This window comes from Photorhabdus akhurstii (assembly GCF_019090985.1).
GTDB classification, from domain to species: Bacteria; Pseudomonadota; Gammaproteobacteria; order Enterobacterales; family Enterobacteriaceae; genus Photorhabdus; species Photorhabdus akhurstii.
In genome coordinates this window covers 3,319,636-3,341,220 of sequence record NZ_CP020335.1, presented here as the reverse complement: position 1 = coordinate 3,341,220, position 21,585 = coordinate 3,319,636, and the positions used below count along the sequence as shown (strand labels likewise).

Sequence of the window (21,585 nt, the reverse complement as noted above, 5' to 3'; positions counted from 1 at the left end):
CCGTTTTATATTTGTTCTCGACCCGTTTAATTATCCAGCCAGTTGCACTGCATATTCCATGAGTGCTTTGAGCTGACGACATTTTTCTTCATTGCTTTGGTGTTCAATGAAGAGTTGTTCAATTATAAAGAAATATTCATTCAGTTTATCCTGAGTTAAGACATCTTGACGATGACGTAACCAACGCTGTTGTTCATCGTAAGTTAGAGTAGCGGGATAGTTTCTGGCACGGTAGCGGAATAACAGCGTTTTAATACGTGGGTCCTGAAAAGTCAGATCGAGTGCCGGTAAATTCTGAGGCAGCGTCTCCCGAATAATATTCATTGCTGCTTTATCGGCACTACTAAAGAAGCCGTCATACAATTTAGCGTCAACATTATCGGATTCAGGGAAAGGTTCGGCCTCTGCAAACAGTTCTACAACTTTTTCTCTGATTTGTGGATTATTCCGTAGAATAGCCAGATTTTTTTCGCAGTGATTACGATCTAATCCAATACGTTCAGCGTCTTCTGCCCGCAAAGTATTATCGGGGGCGATTATCGGGCACTTATTAATATGAACCAGTTTTATAGGGACTGGCAATTGATCTGGCTGCAATTCATCATGGCGGGTATATAGACGTTCACGTAACGTATCTGCATCCAATTCCAGTAATGGTGAAATATCTCCAGCTAAATCGCACATAATAACCGCATTCTGGTTTACTGGATGCCAGGCAAGAGGCGCAACCAAACTGAGGTTGCTGCGAGCGGCGCCAAACATCCCGGAAACATGAACCAGTGGTTTCATTTGAGGGATATCGATGAGGGAGCTAATTTTCTGCTTATTTCTTAACTGAAAGAAATAATTGAACATCTTTGGCTGTACTTCTTTGAGTAATTTTGCCATTGCGATCGTGGCGTAGACATCGGACATAGCATCGTGAGCATGTGAATGTTCAACGCCATTTGCCTTGGTGAGATGTTCTAGTTTAAAGCTAGGTAGACCATCTTCATTCTCTGGCCAGACAATACCTTCGGGGCGCAAGGCGTGACAGGCACGTAATACATCAAGCAAATCCCAACGGGAATTACCTTTTTGCCAACTATAAGCGTATGGATCATAAAAATTGCGGTAAAATATATTCCGACTGACTTCATCATCAAACCGAATATTGTTATAACCGAGGATACAACTGTTCGGTACGCTGAATACATTATGAATCTGGCGGGCAAATTCCGCTTCATTGACCCCTTTTTCTAATGCAATTTGCGGAGTAATGCCGGTAATCATGACAGCTTCTGGTTGTGGAAGATAATCATCAGCGGGTGAACAGTAAATAACTAATGGCTCTTCAATAATATTGAAATCCATATCAGTACGAACACCAGCAAATTGAGCCGGTCTGTCCAAGGCCGGATGTTGACCAAAAGTTTCGTAGTCGTGGATGTAGAAAGTGGGTTGTTCGCTGCTATTTTTCACTGTTGTTCACTGTCCAAGGTTGTTGATTAATTATTCTTTTACCGCGTAGTTTGGTTTTAATCAGCTTTAATGTCCAAATAAAATGGTAATTTATTATTTAGTGTTAATTCAGGTCTGATAGTGGTTGGTTATTTACACAGGTGTCTATCAGATTACAAAGTCATACTAGGCGTATCTGTAATTTTTTACCGACAGCTGCTGCATATTTTTTCAATGTATTATACGAAGGCCCTTGTGTACCAGAAGCTAGCCCACTTTCAAGCCGTGTGATGGCCGTTGCTTTGGTTCCCATGCGTTCAGCTACTTGCGCTTGTGTTAGCCCGGCTTTTTTGCGTGCAGCTAGCAGTTCATCAAGCAATGCAAATTCTTGTTCCAGTTTCTCGTATTCAGCTTTTACAGCCGGATTTGACAGCATTTTTGCAACCATTTCATCGTGTGTCATAGTTGGAGGGGTATGTTTACCAGTCATTTTCTACCTCTTTCATTCTGATTTCGGCTTTCCTGCGTTCTTTAAGTGGGGTCTTTTGCGTTTTCTTCACGAAGCTGTGCAGCATCACTATACGGTGCCTAATCATTGTGCAATAGAACACGCGAGCAATCCCTTCAGCCCCTTTGAGTCTGAGTTCAAACAACCCATTACCAAACGCTTCTGTGTGTGGTTCTCCGAGGTTGGCACCATGTTCTCGCATTCTTTCGGAATACCTGATGTAACGGGCTTGAAGTGTGTCAGGGAGAGCAAGGATCTCGTTCTCCACCTCGGTGCTATAGTAATCGATAGTATATTTCATGAACCAAAAATAACAAAATTGTTATATTTTTGCAATGCTTTGCTAATGTGAAGCAGGTATATGTGACTGTTCCTTGTCCTATTGAGTTGTATCCTAAAAGTTGGACGCCAGATTACTGACTTAAGGGGGCGGTTCTATGAAGAAAAATATCCCGTTGCCTCTAGGATTCAGGTTGCTGAGGATTTCCTGTCAGGTACTTTTGGCGTTAAACTGACTGCAAAACATTTTGGTATTTATCATAGTACTATTGTGTACATATTTTCTTACTTTTTGCTCCATGATCGGAAGTTGGTTATTAACATTTTGAGTACTTGAAATAAAAAATTGTGTGTTTTAAGAACATTTACCCTTGACAATATTGACCTGCCTACCGCAGTATGCATCGAAGTGTTGAAAAAATAAACGAGGTGAATATGTCAAATTTAATTTATTTAATGAAATATTTGAAGAGTTCTCTGTAAGGCTAGATCAATGAAGATAGTAAGTATATTGATGAAAATCGTGATGCACATAACTCAAGGGATAATTGGTGGGGTGAGTGTATTTTCAGTTATTGGATTAGTTTATTTTACCTTAATGTCAACATTGGAAAATAGATATCAGTATGCGATAGTTGCAGGTATATGTTTGGCGCTTTCTGGTTTTTTTTACTATATAACGGAAAAAATGAAAGAAAAATGTATATTACTCCAATAGGTTACAATTAGTAAGTATGAAAATTATTCTTTACTAAGGTGGATTCGATTAATAAATACATTTTTCAGGGGGGCTTCCTTATTATCAATGGTATTATCACAGGAAATCTATAAATGCCTTTTATTAGTTTGCTGATGAATTGTTTAGGCAATTTTACCAGCAAACAGGGTATATAATAATTAGAGTATATTTATCCTTGTTAAGGATAATTAATTTCTTGAAAATGCTCATTGATAGATTCAATATATTGTTCACTTAAACCAGTTTCATATTGAATTCTTTCAAGTAAATTTATTCTATTGACACTATAAAATGGTTTAATAGAAATCCCATTTTTTGGATGGGTTATTCTTATAATTGGAATTCTTGTTCTACGTGCATGGCCAAAAGATATTTCGTAACCATCCAAATCAAAAGGAATTTTTTTCATCACCAAACCTAACCATTGTTATGTTTTTCGTCAATTTTAATTGTGTTTCAGCAATAAGGGATTTTTATTCTGTTATTAAGATGAATGTCACAAATATAGTGATTTTTGTAAGAGATTTAAATAATAAACTAATAAACTAATAAACTAATAAACTAATAAACTAATAAACTAATAAACTAATAAACTAATAAACTAATAAACTAATAAACTAATAAACTAATAAACTAATAAACTAATAAACTAATAAACTAATAAACTAATAAACTAATAAACTAATAAACTAATAAACTAATAAACTAATAAACTAATAAACTAATAAACTAATAAACTAATAAACTAATAAACTAATAAACTAATAAACTAATAAACTAATAAACTAATAAACTAATAAACTAATAAACTAAAGGTTTTTCCTATTTGGTATAAATTTTCTCTAAAATAATTCCCTGAAAATCCTATTTTACAAGTAATTGAAAAATAAAAGTGTGAAGACAGTTTAAGATATATAGAATATTGGGGTAATACTGATACTTTATTCAGGTTTTTTTATCATGTTTTATATAATTAATTGTCTTTGTTTGGTTTGTTTATTGATATCTGATTTAATGATTTAATTTCTAAATGGAATTAACTTTATGGTTTTTTATTCATTTTGTATAAGATAATAGTGATTAATGATAGTACACTTGAAATCTGAAAAAATTGTAGAGTAAGAGATGGAAGATGAGCGATAGGGAAAAACTGTGCTTCTGTCAGTGGAGGGTTGGCGATTTATTATTCATTCGCAATGGACGATTGTTTTCGATTGAGTCAATATGTTGAATCTTTAGCAAGAAGTTAACAGGTTTATGTAATTAATGAGAATCAATAAATAACGGAAACTAACTTGTCTATTAATGGTTTTGGTCTTATTGTGTAGTTAAATTGGATAATCTATACGTTTGAGTAAAAGAAAGGTATGAAAATGGACAACGCAAATAAACCGTCATTCCACAATGTGCTGGAGTTTGTACGTATGTTTCGTCGTAAGAATAAGTTGCAGCGTGAAATCGCAGACAATGAGAAGAAAATACGTGATAACCAGAAACGAGTTTTATTGCTTGATAACTTGAGTGAATACATCAAGCCCGGTATGTCAATTGAGGATATTCAGAGCATCATTATGAATATGAGAAGTGATTATGAAGACCGCATAGATGATCACATAATTAAAAATGCGGATCTTTCTAAAGAGCGTCGTGAGTTGTCTAAAAAGCTTAAAACAATAGGTGAACTCAAATAGCATCATTAGATAACCACGCGTGAGTGCGTGGTTATTTTTACCGACTACGCAGTAACCCAATCAGGTTTAAGCTCTGGATCAACTAAGGTATAAATCTGCTGATATGAAGATTCTTCTTCTGCCATAGTTGCCAGTTGATGTGCGACATCTTGGCGACTAATTGCACCATGAATTTCATGTTGATATCTTTGGCAATGGCCTGTTCCCGGTTTATCTGTTAATCCACCTGGGCGAATAATTGTGTAATTTAAAGAACTTGTCTGAAGGTAGCTTTCTGCCATTGATTTACGCCTGACGGATTGGCCAAACAGTGACTTAGCTCTGGGTGATAAGGTTTTCCAGCCTTCGCCGCAACCTATTGAGGTAACGAGTAGCATACGTGTTATTCCAGTTCTCTCAATAGTATCAATGATGTTCATATTGCCAGGGAGATCTGAATCAATTCCACCAATAGTAGAGAAGACGATTGCTTTTGAACTTACATGTTGTACCGCTTTTTCAACATCTTCGGGATTACAGGCATCGCCTTGTATTACTTTGACGCCTAAAGCACTTAGCTCAGTAGCCTGCTGAGCATTGCGGATAAGAGCAATTACGGGACGTTTTTGTTGCAGCGCGACAGTCACGAGATGGCGTCCAACGCCACTACCTGCACCAAAAATAAGCCACGGTTTCATAGACTATTCTCCTGGTTAAATAATAAATCGAATGATAATTAATTGAACAGAGTAACAGTGATAGCCGTTTAAACTACCCCTTATATAGATAGAATAAAATTAACGATAAGTATTTTTGTGGGGTTAGTAGCAAAAAAAATGGCTCCCCAAAAAGAGCCATTCTGCTAATATTAAACGATGTTATCTATTCAAAAGACTGTGGTTTAGCCATTGGTGAAGTAGCCGCATTAGTGGCTGAATGGCCCCCAGCTCCCCCTTTCCCGTCAAAATGAGAAAAAGGCCGTTGCCATTCACTAATAACAATGGATTTTTCAATCATCTCAGGGGCTGGCGCTTTGGTCATTGGCGCATAAGCATGATGAACTTTGGCTATAACGGCAACAGGCTGTTTAACCATTTCATCTTTACTCTCTTCGACAGTCATCACTGCTGCAATTTCTTTAGAAACAACAATGTCTTCTTCTGTTTCAGGTTGCTGTTCAAATTCAAAGGCAATCGGCGTTATTGCAACAAGTTCAGTAACTGACGGCTCTTCCTGCATTAATTCGGTTTGTTGTAGAACAATGTCATTTTGTTCCGTAATGCCTGTTTCAGGTCTGATTCCGTCCTGGCGAACTTCCAGCGTCTCCGTTACCTTAGGCGATTCAGTGATGGTTTGCTCAGATTCTGCAATAACGGTGATTGCAGAATCTGTCTCTGCTGCTATTGTTGGCAATACCTCATTTTGCTGTTCTTGCTGTTCGATCATGGAAATTTCCTCAGGAATTTCTATGGAAATCGGAACCACCGGATAGCGAACCCAAACTTTACCGGAAGCCATTTCTGGTGATGCAACAGCCATAGATAATGGCGCCGGTGATTGAAGTAGATTTCTTTCATCACGGTAACGGCGGCGGCGCTGACCACTAACGCGCAAATGACGAGGTGAGCGACGAGAGCGGCGTGGCATAACATTATCTTGTTGCTCTTTATTTTCAGCCAGTTGTTGTGGCTGAACTGTTTCTACAGGTATTTCAACCGGTGCTGGTAATTGCTCTTCTGTAACAACAGGAACCGGCAGTGAAGCGGCAGTTGTAACTTCTTTCACTTCATCTATGATGCGGATTTTTTGTTCAAGCTGACGACGTTGGCGACGTGGTGCGACTGGAAGACGCTCTTCAACCTCATTTTCAACGACTTCTGGCTTCTGGGTTTCAAGTTGCTGCTGGCGTTTTTCTTCCTGACGACGGCGTTGACGTTCGGCACGTTGCTCGCGACGTTGCTGCTGTTGAGCTTCACGAGCAACCGTATCTATCGTCACGTTGTTATCTTGAGCGCCATTTTTCTGTTGAGTGTTGCGATTTTTTCGTTGCTCGTCACGATCACGGTTATTACGTTGCTCATCACGCAGATTATTATCATCACGATCTTTACGTGAATTTTGACGGCGTTGGTTACGTCGTTCAGAAGAGCGACGGCTATCATGACCGGATAATTTATTCTCTTTTTTCTGGGCCGGTTTTTCTTCTTCTGTGCTGAACATTTTTTTCAAAGCAGTTAAGAAGCGGCTAAAGAGACCAGGTTGTTCCGTTATAGTCTGAGCAGGGCGATTAGGCTTTTTCTCTTTTGCTTTATGTGATGGCTGCTGTGCTGGCGTATCGGCTGGTAAAGCAAAGGCAGAAATAGCGGGCTGTTCAGGACGCTTACGTTCAGGTTGGACATCTTCTTGAGGATTTGTCGTTCCAGCTTCATGAAATTGAGGAAGCAGATAACTCAGTGTAGAAATTTCCTCACCCTTACGCACGCGTAAGACAGAGAAGTGGGGAGTCTGCATTTGATCGTTAGGCACGATCACCACGCCAACGTCTCCTTGACGGCGCTCAATTGCACTGACTGCCTGGCGTTTTTCATTTAGTAGATATGAGGCGATTTGTACCGGAACAATAGCATGTACTTGATGCGTGTTCTCTTTCAGTGCCTCTTCTTCAATCAGACGTAAAATGGATAGCGACAGGGATTCGTTATCACGAATAGTCCCTGTGCCGCTACAGCGCGGGCAAACGTGGTGGCTGGATTCACCTAGCGATGGACTTAGGCGCTGACGGGACATTTCCAGTAGACCAAAACGGGAAATACGACCAATTTGAATACGAGCACGATCCTGACGAACAGCATCACGTAGGCGGTTTTCCACTTCACGTTGATGGCGTACGGGTGTCATATCGATAAAATCGATAACAATCAAACCACCAAGGTCACGCAGGCGTAACTGACGGGCAATTTCATCCGCTGCTTCAAGATTGGTATTAAAAGCGGTCTCTTCGATATCCCCTCCGCGTGTTGCGCGAGAAGAGTTAATATCGATCGCGGTTAACGCTTCTGTGGTATCGATAACCACAGCACCGCCTGATGGCAGGCGAACTTCACGCTGAAATGCAGATTCAATCTGCGATTCAATCTGATAATGACTGAACAGGGGAACTTCACCACTATATAGCTTGATTTTACTGGTGAAATCTGGGCGGCCAAGTGCAGTGATATGTTGCCGTGCCAGATCGAGAACCTTGGGATTGTCGATTAAAATCTCACCGATATCTGGGCGTAAATAGTCGCGGAAAGCACGGACGATAACATTGCTTTCTTGGTGGATTAAGAATGGCGCAGAGCGGTTCTCCGCGGCTTTTTTGATCGCCTCCCAGTGTTTAAGGCGGAATGACAAATCCCATTGTAGTGCTTCTGCGGATTTACCGACGCCCGCAGTGCGGACGATCAGCCCCATTCCTTCCGGCACTTCTAGCGATGCCAAAGCTTCTTTCAGTTCTGTGCGGTCATCTCCTTCGATACGGCGGGAAATACCGCCAGCGCGAGGATTATTAGGCATTAATACCAGATAACTGCCCGCCAGGCTGATAAAAGTAGTTAAAGCAGCCCCTTTATTACCACGTTCTTCTTTATCGACTTGAACGATAACTTCCTGGCCTTCCCTGAGAACATCTTTGATATTAGGGCGACCATGAGGATGGTAGTTATTGGGGAAGTATTCGCGGGCTATTTCTTTAATAGGAAGGAAACCATGCCGTTCAGCACCATAGTCAACAAAAGCGGCTTCCAAACTAGGTTCAATTCGGGTGATTTTACCTTTGTAGATATTTGCTTTTTTTTGCTCGTGTCCTGGGCTTTCGATATCCAAATCATAAAGACGTTGCCCGTCAACCAGAGCAACACGCAACTCTTCTTGCTGAGTTGCGTTGATTAGCATTCTTTTCATTGTAACTTACTCATTATTTTTTACATTAGTTATAGAGCCACGGGCAAATATAGATGAGCGACTGGTAACCGATGGTCTCGTGTCTTTTACAAATCCGCCAACCTCCCGGTTGTCGTTTGTATAGAGACGCATATTTTCGGTAGGTCTGAATTTTCACTTAGAAAACAGTACCCTTTTCTAGGAATAATCTGCAAATATAAATGAAGCGGATTTGATCCAATTCCAGTAATCTGCTACCCGTAGCCCGCTAATTATTTGATTTCCCAGTACGTCTTACGCCATTGCTGCGTTTTTGTGCAATCAAATAAAGAACAAACGTTTAACTTCGCCATTCAGGATTAAAAAACTGATGGTGGCTACGTATTATTCCATTGCTGTTGGGGTGATAGCAAGGTGACTTTATGTCTTTAAGCGGTTTTTCTGATGAAATAGGAAGAAATAGTTAATATTTAATCTTTATCTTAAAGTAGGGAAGGTAACAGCTAGAAAGTATGCGTGATTTTTACACATATTTAAAAATGAGTAGCACTCTGCTTGAGTGATAATTAAAATTGCTATCATGAAAACGAATAATCAAATTGTACAATTTGTCACTATTGATGACGATGAGGCCGGACAGCGGGTTGATAATTTTTTATTAGCGCGTTTGAAAGGGGTTCCTAAGAGCATGATTTACCGGATTGTGCGTAAAGGCGAAGTTCGGGTAAACAAAGGCAGGATAAAACCTGAGTATAAATTGTCTGCGGGGGATGTTGTTAGAATCCCGCCGGTCCGGGTTGCAAAACGGCAAGAGGCGCCAGTTTCAGCTAAATTGGATAAAGTCGCTGCATTAGGCGATTGTATCTTATACGAAGATGACTACATTTTGGTGCTCAATAAACCTTCCGGTACGGCTGTTCATGGCGGTAGTGGCTTAAGTTTTGGCGTTATTGAGGGGCTACGGGTTTTACGTCCGGAAGCCAAATTCCTCGAATTGGTGCATCGTTTGGATCGTGATACCTCTGGAATTTTGTTAATTGCTAAAAAACGCTCAACTTTACGGGCCTTGCACGAGCAGTTACGACTTAAACAGATGCAGAAAGATTATCTGGCTTTAGTTCGGGGACAATGGCAATCACATTGTAAAGTTGTTCAGGCTCCATTGCTGAAAAACATCCTGCAAAGTGGTGAGCGGATTGTTAAGGTAAACAGTGAAGGTAAGCCTTCTGAAACACGTTTTAAAGTAGAAGAGCGTTTTACCAATGCAACGTTAGTGAAAGCCAGCCCTGTAACAGGTCGGACTCATCAAATCCGTGTTCATACACAATATGCTGGGCACCCGATCGCTTTTGATGATCGTTATGGCGATAAAGTCTTTGATTCGCAACTGTCAGATACGGGTCTTAACCGCCTATTTTTGCATGCCAGCGCGCTAAAATTTACTCATCCTTCGACGGGAGAGACATTACGTCTTGAAGCGCCGATGGATGAGCAGTTGCGCTATTGTATAAAAATGCTACGTCAGCATCACAGTAATTAACCTATCTCCGTCAGAGGGTTTACCCCCTGGCGGATTAATAATTCAGTCAATGTAATTAATGGTAAACCGATTAGCGTATTCGGATCTTTCCCTTCAAGTCGTTCAAATAAAGTAATTCCTAACCCTTCGCTTTTAAAGCTTCCGGCACAATTAAGGGGATTTTCCGCGGTTAAATAAGCACAGATTTCATCATCAGTGAGTTCTCTAAAATAGACATTGAATAATTCGCAACGGGTATCAGCTATTCCTGTTTTGCTGTTAAAGAGGCAAATGCCGGTATAAAAGGTGACGCAATGACCACTGGCTTGCCGTAATTGTTTAAATGCATTTTCAAAATTGTGAGGTTTGCCGGTAATTTCGCCATTAATAACACAAACCTGATCAGAACCAATAATCAAATGCTGAGAATATTTAGCTTGTAATGCCTGTGCCTTGGCTTGTGCCAAACGCATAACGAGTTGTTCTGCATTTTCATTCATTCGAGGTGTTTCATCAGTATCAGGAGCCGCGCATATAAAGGGTAAACGAAGTTTTTCCAGTAACATGCGGCGGTAAGCTGAGGTGGAAGCTAAAATGATTTGTGTCATAATTTTTCCAAAAGACATGGCGAAATAATTGCAGGCATTTTAAACTAGGCGCAGCTTAATAAGCGAATATTTGGCGGAAAGGTGCAGATGTGTGGCCTTTTTCTTTGACTATATCTCATTACAAAGATAATATGCGCGCCTTATGCAAAAGGTAAAATTACCCCTAACCATTGATGCGCTTCGCGCAGCTCAGAAACGATTAGACTACGCAGGTAGTTATTCACCTGAGCAAGTTTTGCGTATCGCGGAATCTGTGGTTAGCGTGGACAATGATGTAGACAGCGTTTTATCGTTTCAGATAGATAACCAACGTCTGGCGGTTGTGCGTGGGCATTCCGATGTGGATGTTACGCTTGAATGTCAGCGTTGTGGCGGTAATTTCAGCCATCACGTTCACATAACATATTGTTTTAGCCCGGTCGTCAATGATGAACAGGCTGAAGCATTACCGGAAGAGTATGAGCCAATTGACGTTAACGAATTTGGCGAAATAGATTTGCTGGCAATGATTGAAGATGAAATAATTCTTTCTCTGCCGGTGGTTCCGGTACATGATTCTGAACACTGTGAAGTGTCCGAGGCGGACATGGTGTTTGGTGAATTACCTCTAGAGGCTGAAAAACCAAACCCATTTGCCGTATTAGCCAGCTTAAAGAAAAGTACTTAAGGAGTAAGGTCAATGGCCGTACAACAGAATAAACCAACTCGTTCTAAACGTGGTATGCGTCGTTCTCATGATGCACTGACTGCACCATTACTGTCTGTAGATAAAACTTCTGGTGAAACTCACCTGCGTCACCATGTGACTGCTGATGGCTACTACCGTGGCCGCAAAGTCATCAACAAATAATCTCCGCCAGTCATTAGCAAGTTAATACCTTGACTAATCTGACTTTAGCGTTAGATGCCATGAGCGGGGACTTTGGTCCTCGCGTTACGGTGCCTGCTGCATTGCAGGCACTGGCGTCTAACCCTAGACTTAAATTATTGCTGGTCGGGATCCCCGATATCATTTCTCCGATGCTTGTAAATAGCGATGCTGAGTTGCTCAGTCGTTTACAAGTGGTTCCTGCTGAACGGGTTGTGGCTAATGATGCGAAACCATCGCAAGCGATTCGTAACAGCCGAGGAACGTCAATGCGTATTGCCTTGGATTTAGTGAAATCAGGTGAAGCGCAGGCGTGTATCAGCGCAGGAAATACCGGAGTATTGATGGGGTTATCTAAATTGATGCTAAAATCTATAGAAGGCATTGAAAGACCTGCTTTGATGACCGTGTTGCCAAACCTGAAACAGCGGGAAACGGTCGTATTGGATTTAGGCGCCAATGTTAATTGCGATAGCCGCATGTTGGTACAATTCGCCATTATGGGTTCAGTGATGGCCGAGGAAGTCGTAGGGGTGGTTAATCCTGCGGTAGCATTGCTTAACATTGGTACAGAAGAGAGTAAAGGGCTGGATAATATCCGCGAAGCCGCCACTGTTTTAAAGAGCATTCCGACAATAAATTACATTGGTTATCTGGAAGGTGATGAATTACTGACAGGTAAGAGTGATGTACTGGTATGTGACGGCTTCGCAGGTAACGTGACGTTAAAAACGATGGAAGGGGCGATCAGAGTTATCTTATCCCTGCTTAAATCATCGGATGGACAAAAGAAAAAGTTTTCCTGGTTGTTGAAAATAGTCAAGAAGTGGTTGCAAAAACGGATGACAAAACGCTTCGGTCACCTGAACCCTGACCAGTATAATGGCGCATGTCTGTTAGGATTATATGGAATTGTAATCAAAAGCCATGGGGCGGCTAATGAGCATGCGTTTAAAGCCGCAATCGAACAGGCTGTTCAGGCCGTTGAAAGGCAGGTTCCTGATAGAATTGCTGCACGCCTGGAAACAGCATTACCCAAGAGTGACTGAACATACATGTATACAAAAATTTTAGGTACAGGTAGTTATCTGCCTGCGCAAGTGCGTACTAATGCTGATTTAGAAAAAATGGTAGATACGTCTGATGAGTGGATTGTTACCCGTACAGGTGTCCGCGAACGTCGTATTGCTACTGATGATGAAACCGTTGCGGTTATGGGGTTTCGGGCCGCCAAGAAAGCAATTGAAATGTCGGGCATTGATAAAGATCAGATTGATTTAATCATTGTTGCAACAGCTTCATCCACCCATGCTTTCCCCAGTTCTGCGTGCCAAATTCAGCACATGTTGGGTACCCAAAATTCAGCGGCTTTTGATATTTCCGCCGCTTGTTCTGGTTTTGTTTATGCACTGAGTATTGCTGATAAGTTTATTAGAACCGGTGTGGCGAAACATGCATTGGTTATTGGTTCTGATTCTATTACCAGAACGCTTGATCCAGAAGATCGCGGAACACTTGTCCTGTTTGGCGATGGTGCAGGCGCTATGGTGGTAGGGGCTTCTAATGAGCCAGGAATTCTTTCAACTCACCTTCATGCAAACGGTAGCTATGGTGAATTGTTGGTATTGCCTTATCAGGAGCGTCAGAATCTAAAAGAACCAGCGTATGCCAGTATGATTGGTAATGAAGTATTTAAGATTGCAGTTCGTGAATTGGCTAATATAGTTGATGAGACTTTAGAAGCAAATAACTTACCGTATAGTGAGTTGGATTGGCTGGTGCCTCATCAGGCTAATTTGCGTATTATCGCAGCGACAGCTAAAAAATTAAACATGACAATGGATAAAGTAGTGGTAACACTAGATCGTTACGGTAATACTTCTGCGGCATCGGTACCCACAGCATTTGACGAAGCAGTGCGTGATGGCCGGATTAAGCGTGGTCAGTTAATCTTAATTGAGGCTTTTGGTGGTGGCCTTACTTGGGGTTCAGCACTGATACGTTTTTAATTTGACAGGAAGATGAACATGTCTATGTCTGAATTTGCAATGGTATTTCCTGGTCAGGGTTCTCAAGACCTTGGCATGTTGGCCGATTTGGCTACGGCGTTCCCGGTTGTCGAGCAAACTTTTGCTGAAGCATCTGATGTACTGGGATATGATCTCTGGGCACTGGTTCAGCAGGGGCCAGAAGAAGAACTGAATAAAACATGGCAAACTCAACCCGCGTTGTTGGCAGCATCGGTTGCTATTTGGCGGGTCTGGCAGGAAAAAGGTGGAAAAGCACCATCACTGATGGCTGGACATAGCCTTGGTGAATATTCTGCACTGGTTTGTGCAGGCGTCATTGATTTCAAACAAGCAATTAGACTTGTTGAACTGCGTGGCAAATTGATGCAAGAAGCTGTACCTGAAGGCGTTGGTGCAATGTATGTTATTATTGGCTTAGATAATGAATCCATTGATCGCGCCTGTAAAGAAGCAGCTCAGGGGCAAATTGTTTCTCCTGTTAACTTTAACTCACCTGGTCAGGTTGTTATTGCCGGTGAGAGAGAGGCGGTAGAGCGTGCTGGTGATGCATGTAAAGCCGCAGGTGCGAAACGTGCGCTGCCTTTGGCAGTCAGTGTACCGTCGCATTGTGCACTGATGAAACCCGCCGCAGATAAGCTGGCAGTTGTTTTGGAAGGAATTGAATTTAGTCATCCTCAGTTCCCGGTGGTAAATAATGTTGATGTGAAAATAGAACAATCTGCTGAAGCTATCCGTGATGCACTGGTACGACAACTCTATAACCCTGTCCGTTGGACAGAAACAGTTGAATTTATTGCTGGACAGGGTGTCGGGCGGCTATTAGAAGTAGGGCCAGGTAGAGTTTTGACAGGTTTAACTAAACGAATTGTCAATACCTTAAGTGCAGCAGCAGTTAATGACACAGCTTCACTAGTAACTGCATTGGAAAATAATTGAGGAACAATATGAGATTAGACGGAAAGATTGCATTAGTAACAGGAGCTAGCCGTGGGATCGGCCGTGCAACTGCTGAACTATTAGCAGAGCGTGGAGCCTATATCATTGGTACAGCAACAAGCGAAAAAGGTGCTGAAGTCATCAGTGCTTACCTTGGTGAAAAAGGTAAAGGTTTTGTACTGGATGTCACTGATCCGGAATCGATTGAACAGCTTATGACTACCATCCGAACAGAGTGGGGTGGGCTTGACATTTTAGTGAATAATGCGGGTATCACGGCTGATAACCTGGTGATGCGCATAAAGGATGATGAGTGGCAGCATGTTATTGACACTAATCTTTCATCCGTTTTCCGTATGACAAAAGCGGCAATGCGCTTCATGATAAAAAAACGTTATGGTCGTATCATCTCTATTGGATCTGTTGTGGGATCGATGGGGAACACTGGGCAGGCAAGCTATGCAGCGGCGAAAGCAGGTCTTGTTGGTTTCAGTAAGACATTGGCTCGTGAAGTGATTTCTCGTGGTATTACTGTTAACGTTGTTGCGCCAGGGCTTATTGAAACTGATATGCTAAAAGCGTTGCCAGAGGAACAGTTGGCGAACTTTTCGAAAGATATCCCCGCTAAGCGGCTTGGGGATGTGAAAGAAATTGCTAGTGCTGTGGCTTTCTTTGCTTCTGATGAAGCGGCTTACATCACAGGCGAAACATTACATGTCAATGGCGGCATGTACATGAACTAAAAAATGAGCGAACCAGTTGCATTTTTTGTGTCAAATAACGCAAAATAGTGCAAGTTTGTGGTTCGACCAGCCGGGATTGGGTTGCATCTTTTCCTGTATTTTATAAACTACGAAAACCATCGCGAAAGCGAATTTTGATAGGAAATTTAATAGCATGAGCACTATTGAAGAACGCGTTAAAAAAATCATCGTTGAACAACTTGGTGTTAAAGAGGAAGAGGTTGTTAATTCAGCTTCTTTTGTAGATGACTTGGGCGCTGATTCTCTTGACACAGTTGAACTGGTAATGGCTCTGGAAGAAGAGTTCGATATCGAAATTCCAGATGAAGAAGCAGAAAAGATCACTACAGTTCAGGCAGCTATTGATTACGTCCAGAACCAAAGCGAATAAGTGAACACACCTAGGCGGTCATTCGACCGCCTATGTTTCTGCCCTAAATAATTTCCCTCCCTGGAGGATAAGCGTGTCTAAGCGTCGAGTAGTTGTGACCGGACTAGGCATGTTATCTCCTGTCGGTAATACAGCAGAATCTTCTTGGAAAGCTGTTTGTGCCGGACAGAGTGGTATCAGCCTTATTGACCATTTTGACACCAGTCACCATGCAACTAAGTTTGCTGGTCTGGTTAAAGATTTTAATCATGAAGATTTCAATATTTCGCGCAAGGATGCACGAAAAATGGATGACTTCATTCAATATGGTATTGCAGCAGGTGTGCAAGCCATTGAAGATTCTGGAATTGAAGTAACAGAAGCCAATGCTAGTCGTTTTGGTGCTGCTATTGGTTCTGGTATTGGTGGTTTGGGTCTGATTGAAGAAAATCACGGAGCATTGGTGGCGAATGGTCCTCGTAAGATCAGCCCATTCTTCGTACCTTCTACGATCGTAAACATGGTAGCAGGTCATCTGAGTATTATTTACGGCTTGCGTGGTCCAAGCATTTCTATCGCAACAGCATGTACATCAGGTGTACATAATATTGGTCATGCTGCCCGTATTATTGCTTATAATGATGCTGACATTATGCTGGCAGGTGGTGCGGAAAAAGCCAGTACTCCTCTAGGGGTTGGTGGTTTTGGCGCTGCCCGTGCTCTATCTACCCGTAACGATAATCCACAGAGTGCAAGCCGTCCGTGGGATAAAGACCGCGATGGCTTTGTTCTGGGGGATGGCGCAGGTATCCTGGTACTGGAAGAGTATGAGCATGCGAAGAGACGTGGTGCGAAAATTTACGCAGAAATCGTTGGCTTTGGCATGAGCAGTGATGCTTATCATATGACGTCTCCGCCAGAAAATGGCGCAGGTGCAGCACTGGCGATGGAAAATGCGCTGAAAGATGCCGGCATTACTACCAAGCAAGTGGGATATATTAATGCTCATGGTACTTCAACACCGGCTGGCGATTTAGCGGAAGCCCATGCAGTTGAGTCCGTGTTTGGTGAAGGTACTGATGTTTTAGTGAGTTCCACCAAATCAATGACGGGTCATTTGTTGGGTGCTGCGGGAGCGGTTGAATCTATTTTCACTATCCTGGCATTGCGTGATCAGGTTGTTCCGCCAACTATCAACCTGGAAAACCAGGATGAAAACTGCCGTCTGGATTTCGTGCCAAATGAGTCCCGTCAGGTAGAGGGGATGGAATATGCATTGTGTAACTCTTTCGGTTTCGGTGGTACTAACGGCTCACTGATTTTCCGTAAGATTAAGCCTGATTGACAGACAAAGCCTGATATTACAGAAAATTGCTGTTGAAGGCCCCTCGGTATGAATTTGTAAATATTGAGAGGCGACAAAATAGAGAGCTCCAATAGTTAATCATTATTGGAGCTTTTTTTGTGGCAAGAATCATGGGCATTTTTGCACTCGTGACAGCGATATACTATCATACCGTCTGTTGATAAATTGATTGAAATGCCTTTTTTGAGTAATTAAGAATAAAGTGATATGTATTGGATTAATGGGGAGCGGAGCGACTATTTACCAGTGAATGATCGTTCAGTTCAATTCGGTGATGGTTGTTTCACAACAGCAAAAATAGAACAGGGGCAGGCCGCTTTATTGCCATTGCATATCCAAAGATTACAAAAAGGCGTTGAAAGGTTATATCTTCCACAACCTGATTGGCAACAGCTTGAAAACCATATAAAACAGATTGCTTCCACAACTGAACAAGGTGTACTTAAAGTTATTATTTCCCGCGGAACCGGAGGGCGTGGTTATAGTGCTGAGGGTTTTACGCAATCCAATCAGATTTTGTCTGTTAGTCCTTATCCCGATAACTATTTGAAACAGCGTCAGAAAGGTTTTTCTCTGGTGCTCAGTCCGATACCGATGGGAATAAACCCTTATCTTGCCGGAATAAAACACCTTAACCGATTAGAACAGGTATTGATTAAATCATTTATCGAAAAATCAAATGCTGATGAAGCTCTGGTACTTGATACGGATGGTTTATTGGTTGAATGCTGTACTGCAAACATTTTCTGGCGTAAAGGAAAAGATGTGTATACTCCTGATTTACGAGGCTGTGGTATCGAAGGGGTGATGCGAGCAAGAATAATCGCGTTATTATCGGAAAGTGATTATCACTTTTCCTGTGTAAACTGTTATCCCGAGACATTGGCTGATGCAGATGAAGTGATAGTCTGTAATTCTTTAATGCCAGTGATACCTGTCAGAGAAATTCAAGTTCATGAAAATCAGCCTACATGGAAATATCAGTCAAGGGAGCTATATGATTATTTGCTTCCTGAATGTCTGAAATTGTAATTCATAATGTGTCTAAGTGAACAATGTATTTAAGTGATTAGATTAATTGATGAAACGGAAAAAAAGTCTTTTTGCTCTATTGGTTTTGATTGTCATTACGGCAGCAATATTACGCTATGCTGGCTATAAAAAAGTTGAAAAATTTGCGGATCAAACACTAACAATTAAACAGGATCGAATATTTACCTTACCAGCCGGTATTAGTCGTCATGGTTTGGAGGCGTTACTAGTGCGGGATAACTTGATTGAAGATAGTCATATTTTCCCTTGGTTATTAAGGCTGGAGCCAAAACTTGCCGAATTTAAAGCGGGAACTTACCAATTGACACGAGAAATGACGTTGCGGGAAATGTTGCAATTATTCTCTAGTGGTAAAGAAGCGCAATTTACGGTCCGTTTTGTTGAAGGTAGTCGTTTATCTGACTGGTGGAAAATACTACAGCAATCTGAATATCTTAAGCATGAATTGGATAATAAAAATGCGCAGGAGTTGGCTGAGATACTCGATATAAAAGATACCGATACTTTGGAAGGGTGGCTTTATCCTGATACCTATCACTATACGGCAGGTACAAGCGATGTGGCGTTGCTGAAACGAGCATATCGACAGATGAAAATGACGCTTGAAGAGGAGTGGGAAGGGCGTGACAAAAATCTACCCTATAAGAATGCTTATGAAATGTTGATTATGGCGTCGATTATTGAAAAAGAGACCGGTGTTGAGGTTGAGCGGACAAAAGTTGCTTCTGTATTTATTAATCGCTTACGGTTGAACATGCGGCTTCAAACTGATCCGACCGTGATTTATGGTTTAGGTGAAAAATACACAGGCACTATTTTTCGTAAAGATTTAACAACATTGACGCCCTACAATACTTATATGATTGATGGCCTGCCACCCACACCGATTGCGATGCCTGGCCTCGCTTCCATAAAAGCGGCTGCCCACCCGGCAAAAACCGAATTTCTCTATTTTGTGGCGAATGGTAAAGGTGGTCATACTTTTACGACCAATCTAGCTGCGCATAACAAGGCGGTAAATATTTATCGTCATAGGTTAAAACAGGACAAATGAACAGCAAATTTATTGTTATTGAAGGGCTGGAAGGTGCAGGAAAAACGTCAGCGATGAAAACAGTCGTTGAAATATTGCAGCAGCACGGTATTCAGGATTTAATTTTTACCCGTGAGCCGGGTGGAACACCACTGGCAGAAAAATTACGAGGGTTAATTAAACAAGGTGTTGAAGGTGAATCTCTGACGGATAAAGCAGAGGTGTTAATGTTATATGCAGCCAGAGTTCAATTAGTCGAAAATGTGATTAAACCTGCTTTGGCTCGCGGTACATGGGTTGTGGGTGATCGTCACGACCTCTCTTCCCAGGCATATCAAGGGGGAGGGCGTGGTATTGATAAAAACTTGATGAGTTCGCTACGTGATACTGTGCTTGGTGATTTCCGTCCTGACCTGACTATTTATCTCGATCTTCCTCCTCAGATTGGTTTACTGCGTGCTCGTGAACGCGGAGAGTTAGACAGAATTGAAAAAGAGTCGATGGATTTTTTGATCGTACGCGCAGTCGTTACCTGGAGTTTGCAGCACAGGATAAGAATATTGTGACCGTTGATGCGGCTCAACCGATAGAGCAAGTACAAGCAGATATTTATCAGGTACTTGGGCAATGGCTAAAGCAGCAGGAAAATGGCTGATGAATTGGTATCCGTGGCTTAATCAGGCATATCGTCAGTTGGTGGAATCTCACCAGCAAGGTCGAGGCCATCACGCTTTATTGGTTCATGCTAATGCAGGTACTGGGGCCGATGTGTTGATCTATGGATTAAGCCGATGGTTGATGTGTCAGGATAGACAGGGGATGAAAAGTTGTGGGAAGTGTCATAGCTGTCATCTGATGATGGCCGAGACTCATCCTGATTGGTACATTATGTCACCGGAGAAGGGTAAAACCAGCGTTGGTGTGGAAGCGATACGGCAGATTACGGAAAAGCTTTATAGCCGTTCTCAGCAAGGTGGGGTAAAAATTGTCTGGTTACCTTTGACCGAGTGTTTGACAGATGCTGCGGCTAATGCATTATTGAAAACGTTGGAGGAACCGCCGGAACATACCTATTTTCTTCTGGAATGTCGGCAACCAGCCAGCCTTTTGGCAACTTTACGTAGCCGTTGTTTTTACTATTTTTTGCCAGTGCCTGAAACGGAAAGTAGTCTTTATTGGTTGCAAAAACAGTTGCCTTTAGTTTCTTCTGCCGATGCAATAACAGCATTGAAACTGTCTCAGGGGGCTCCTGTAGCAGCAGAGCAATTATTGCAACCGGGGCAATGGCAGATACGGGAACAGTTTTGTCAGGCTGTTAAACAGGCTTTGGATAAACGCGATGCTTTGTCACTTTTACCCCAGCTTAATCATGAAAATGCGCCACAACGCCTTCATTGGCTTATTAGCTTGTTACTTGATGCGGTGAAGTGGCAACAGCAGGTACAGCGTTATTGCATCAATCAGGATCAACAAACGCTGATTTATCAATTGAGTTCCATGCATACTATGGCTGTTTTGCTGCAAAGCGTTGATGATTGGATGTCTTGTCGTCATCAGTTGCTTTCAGTAGTGGGCGTAAATTGGGAATTGTTGTTGGCAGAACAGTTGCTTAATTGGGAAAAACAGTTTACTTCATAACCATAAAATCTTTTTGTATACGAGTTTAAATATGTTGTTAGTTGATTCGCATTGTCATCTCGATTGTCTCGATTATGAAAACCTACATAAAAATGTAGATGATGTTGTTGCAAAAGCGGCAGATCGGGAGGTTAAATTTATGCTGGCAGTAGCGACAACGCTACCTGGTTTCCAGCAAATGAAAACGTTAATTGGTAAACGGGAAAATATCGTATTTTCCTGTGGTATTCATCCACTTAACTTGGATGAAGGTTATGACTTTGATGAGTTGGCGCGTTTAGCGGCCGAGAATGAAGTTGTCGCACTAGGTGAGACTGGGTTGGATTACTACTATCAACAGGATAATGCTGAATTACAGCGAACCTCATTTCGTGAACATATTCGTATCGGACGCAGACTCAACAAGCCGGTTATCGTTCATACCCGTAGTGCTCGTGATGATACTTTAAAGGTATTGCGTGAAGAACAGGCACGAGAATGTGGCGGTGTTTTGCACTGTTTTACGGAAGATAAAGATACGGCTAGAGAATTACTGGATTTAGGTTTCTATATTTCATTCTCTGGTATTGTTACTTTCCGTAATGCAGAGCAGATCCGTGAAGCGGCGAGATATGTACCATTAGATCGTATTCTGATTGAAACTGATTCGCCTTACCTTGCACCCGTTCCTCATCGTGGCAAAGAGAACCAGCCAGCCTATGTACGTGATGTTGCGGAATATATGGCTGTACTCAAAGGTGTGAGTGTTGAGACAATAGCAGAAGTGACTACACAGAATTTTTGCGATTTATTTCATGTTGATGTAGACAAAATTTGATTTATCAACTTGAATCTTTGGCTTGTAAGCGCTCATATATCGGT

General features: G+C 41.9%; 22 protein-coding genes and 1 pseudogene. 16 read left to right on the top strand and 7 right to left on the bottom strand.

Annotation, left to right across the window (positions count from 1 at the left end):
* Window positions 1-30: 30 nt before the first annotated feature.
* The 3 genes from sbcB to B0X70_RS14395 all read right to left on the bottom strand — a co-directional run bounded on the left by sbcB (window position 31) and on the right by B0X70_RS14395 (window position 2,150).
* Entirely contained in the window at window positions 31-1,461 is a 1,431-nt protein-coding gene (gene sbcB, locus B0X70_RS14405) for an exodeoxyribonuclease I (RefSeq protein WP_217469640.1), read from the bottom strand.
* 160 nt (window positions 1,462-1,621) lie between these two features.
* Window positions 1,622-1,930 carry a type II toxin-antitoxin system RelB family anti-toxin gene (locus tag B0X70_RS14400; protein WP_036815231.1) on the bottom strand — a complete coding sequence of 103 codons (309 nt, stop codon included), beginning with the start codon at window positions 1,928-1,930 and terminating at the stop codon, window positions 1,622-1,624.
* Window positions 1,920-2,150 (bottom strand): type II toxin-antitoxin system RelE/ParE family toxin, encoded by a 231-nt coding sequence (locus tag B0X70_RS14395; RefSeq protein ID WP_246593297.1) that lies wholly within the window; start codon window positions 2,148-2,150, stop codon window positions 1,920-1,922. The genes B0X70_RS14400 and B0X70_RS14395 overlap by 11 nt, the downstream gene beginning before the upstream one ends.
* Window positions 2,151-2,720: 570 nt before the next feature.
* On the opposite strand from B0X70_RS14395, the gene B0X70_RS14390 reads away from it, so the two are divergent.
* Window positions 2,721-2,945 (top strand): hypothetical protein, encoded by a 225-nt coding sequence (locus B0X70_RS14390; protein ID WP_217469638.1) that lies wholly within the window; start codon window positions 2,721-2,723, stop codon window positions 2,943-2,945.
* Window positions 2,946-3,144: 199 nt separating this feature from the next.
* On the opposite strand, the gene B0X70_RS14385 is transcribed toward B0X70_RS14390, so the two are convergent.
* Window positions 3,145-3,375, bottom strand: coding sequence for a hypothetical protein (locus B0X70_RS14385; protein WP_217469637.1), 231 nt, complete (start codon window positions 3,373-3,375; stop codon window positions 3,145-3,147).
* Window positions 3,376-4,339: 964 nt separating this feature from the next.
* Between B0X70_RS14385 and tmaR the strand changes: the two genes are divergently transcribed.
* Window positions 4,340-4,657, top strand: coding sequence for a PTS system regulator TmaR (gene tmaR, locus B0X70_RS14380; protein ID WP_036782152.1), 318 nt, complete (start codon window positions 4,340-4,342; stop codon window positions 4,655-4,657).
* Between the two features lie 44 nt (window positions 4,658-4,701).
* On the opposite strand, the gene B0X70_RS14375 is transcribed toward tmaR, so the two are convergent.
* Together B0X70_RS14375 and rne are read right to left on the bottom strand one after the other, a co-directional pair.
* The gene (locus tag B0X70_RS14375) at window positions 4,702-5,334 is read right to left on the bottom strand and encodes an SDR family oxidoreductase (protein ID WP_217469636.1); all 633 of its coding nucleotides are present in this window, start codon (window positions 5,332-5,334) and stop codon (window positions 4,702-4,704) included.
* A gap of 184 nt (window positions 5,335-5,518) precedes the next feature.
* Window positions 5,519-8,581: a ribonuclease E gene (gene rne, locus B0X70_RS14370; RefSeq protein WP_217469635.1), complete on the bottom strand. Its 3,063-nt coding sequence runs from the start codon at window positions 8,579-8,581 to the stop codon at window positions 5,519-5,521.
* 559 nt (window positions 8,582-9,140) lie between these two features.
* On the opposite strand from rne, the gene rluC reads away from it, so the two are divergent.
* The gene (gene rluC / locus B0X70_RS14365; protein ID WP_217469634.1) at window positions 9,141-10,100 is read left to right on the top strand and encodes a 23S rRNA pseudouridine(955/2504/2580) synthase RluC; all 960 of its coding nucleotides are present in this window, start codon (window positions 9,141-9,143) and stop codon (window positions 10,098-10,100) included.
* Here rluC and B0X70_RS14360 read toward each other — a convergent pair.
* Window positions 10,097-10,687, bottom strand: a complete 591-nt coding sequence (locus B0X70_RS14360) for a Maf family protein (RefSeq protein ID WP_217469633.1) — start codon at window positions 10,685-10,687, stop codon at window positions 10,097-10,099. The two genes, rluC and B0X70_RS14360, sit on opposite strands and share 4 nt — an antisense overlap.
* A gap of 142 nt (window positions 10,688-10,829) precedes the next feature.
* Between B0X70_RS14360 and yceD the strand changes: the two genes are divergently transcribed.
* From yceD to B0X70_RS14295, 13 genes and pseudogenes are all read left to right on the top strand, one after another.
* On the top strand, window positions 10,830-11,354 hold the full coding sequence (gene yceD, locus B0X70_RS14355; protein ID WP_036782159.1) for a 23S rRNA accumulation protein YceD: 525 nt from the start codon (window positions 10,830-10,832) through the stop codon (window positions 11,352-11,354).
* A 12-nt stretch (window positions 11,355-11,366) separates the two neighbouring features.
* Window positions 11,367-11,537: a 50S ribosomal protein L32 gene (rpmF, locus tag B0X70_RS14350; RefSeq protein WP_011147057.1), complete on the top strand. Its 171-nt coding sequence runs from the start codon at window positions 11,367-11,369 to the stop codon at window positions 11,535-11,537.
* A gap of 29 nt (window positions 11,538-11,566) precedes the next feature.
* Complete coding sequence (plsX, locus tag B0X70_RS14345) at window positions 11,567-12,604, top strand: phosphate acyltransferase PlsX (protein WP_072165134.1); 1,038 nt, start codon at window positions 11,567-11,569, stop codon at window positions 12,602-12,604.
* A gap of 6 nt (window positions 12,605-12,610) precedes the next feature.
* Window positions 12,611-13,564 carry a beta-ketoacyl-ACP synthase III gene (locus B0X70_RS14340; RefSeq protein ID WP_036815005.1) on the top strand — a complete coding sequence of 318 codons (954 nt, stop codon included), beginning with the start codon at window positions 12,611-12,613 and terminating at the stop codon, window positions 13,562-13,564.
* A gap of 24 nt (window positions 13,565-13,588) precedes the next feature.
* Window positions 13,589-14,521 (top strand): ACP S-malonyltransferase, encoded by a 933-nt coding sequence (gene fabD / locus B0X70_RS14335; RefSeq protein WP_040153169.1) that lies wholly within the window; start codon window positions 13,589-13,591, stop codon window positions 14,519-14,521.
* Between the two features lie 8 nt (window positions 14,522-14,529).
* Window positions 14,530-15,264, top strand: a complete 735-nt coding sequence (gene fabG, locus B0X70_RS14330) for a 3-oxoacyl-ACP reductase FabG (protein ID WP_105398239.1) — start codon at window positions 14,530-14,532, stop codon at window positions 15,262-15,264.
* A gap of 154 nt (window positions 15,265-15,418) precedes the next feature.
* Window positions 15,419-15,655, top strand: a complete 237-nt coding sequence (acpP, locus tag B0X70_RS14325; protein WP_011147052.1) for an acyl carrier protein — start codon at window positions 15,419-15,421, stop codon at window positions 15,653-15,655.
* A gap of 73 nt (window positions 15,656-15,728) precedes the next feature.
* Entirely contained in the window at window positions 15,729-16,979 is a 1,251-nt protein-coding gene (fabF, locus tag B0X70_RS14320; protein WP_036815009.1) for a beta-ketoacyl-ACP synthase II, read from the top strand.
* 228 nt (window positions 16,980-17,207) lie between these two features.
* Window positions 17,208-18,032 carry an aminodeoxychorismate lyase gene (gene pabC / locus B0X70_RS14315; protein ID WP_110087144.1) on the top strand — a complete coding sequence of 275 codons (825 nt, stop codon included), beginning with the start codon at window positions 17,208-17,210 and terminating at the stop codon, window positions 18,030-18,032.
* Window positions 18,033-18,081: 49 nt separating this feature from the next.
* Complete coding sequence (gene mltG, locus B0X70_RS14310) at window positions 18,082-19,107, top strand: endolytic transglycosylase MltG (protein ID WP_217469632.1); 1,026 nt, start codon at window positions 18,082-18,084, stop codon at window positions 19,105-19,107.
* A pseudogene (gene tmk / locus B0X70_RS14305) lies at window positions 19,104-19,741 on the top strand (dTMP kinase). The gene mltG and the pseudogene tmk overlap by 4 nt, the downstream one beginning before the upstream one ends.
* On the top strand, window positions 19,741-20,724 hold the full coding sequence (gene holB, locus B0X70_RS14300) for a DNA polymerase III subunit delta' (RefSeq protein WP_217471737.1): 984 nt from the start codon (window positions 19,741-19,743) through the stop codon (window positions 20,722-20,724). The pseudogene tmk and the gene holB overlap by 1 nt, the downstream one beginning before the upstream one ends.
* A 31-nt stretch (window positions 20,725-20,755) precedes the next feature.
* The gene (locus B0X70_RS14295) at window positions 20,756-21,541 is read left to right on the top strand and encodes a metal-dependent hydrolase (protein ID WP_217469631.1); all 786 of its coding nucleotides are present in this window, start codon (window positions 20,756-20,758) and stop codon (window positions 21,539-21,541) included.
* Window positions 21,542-21,585: the final 44 nt, after the last annotated feature.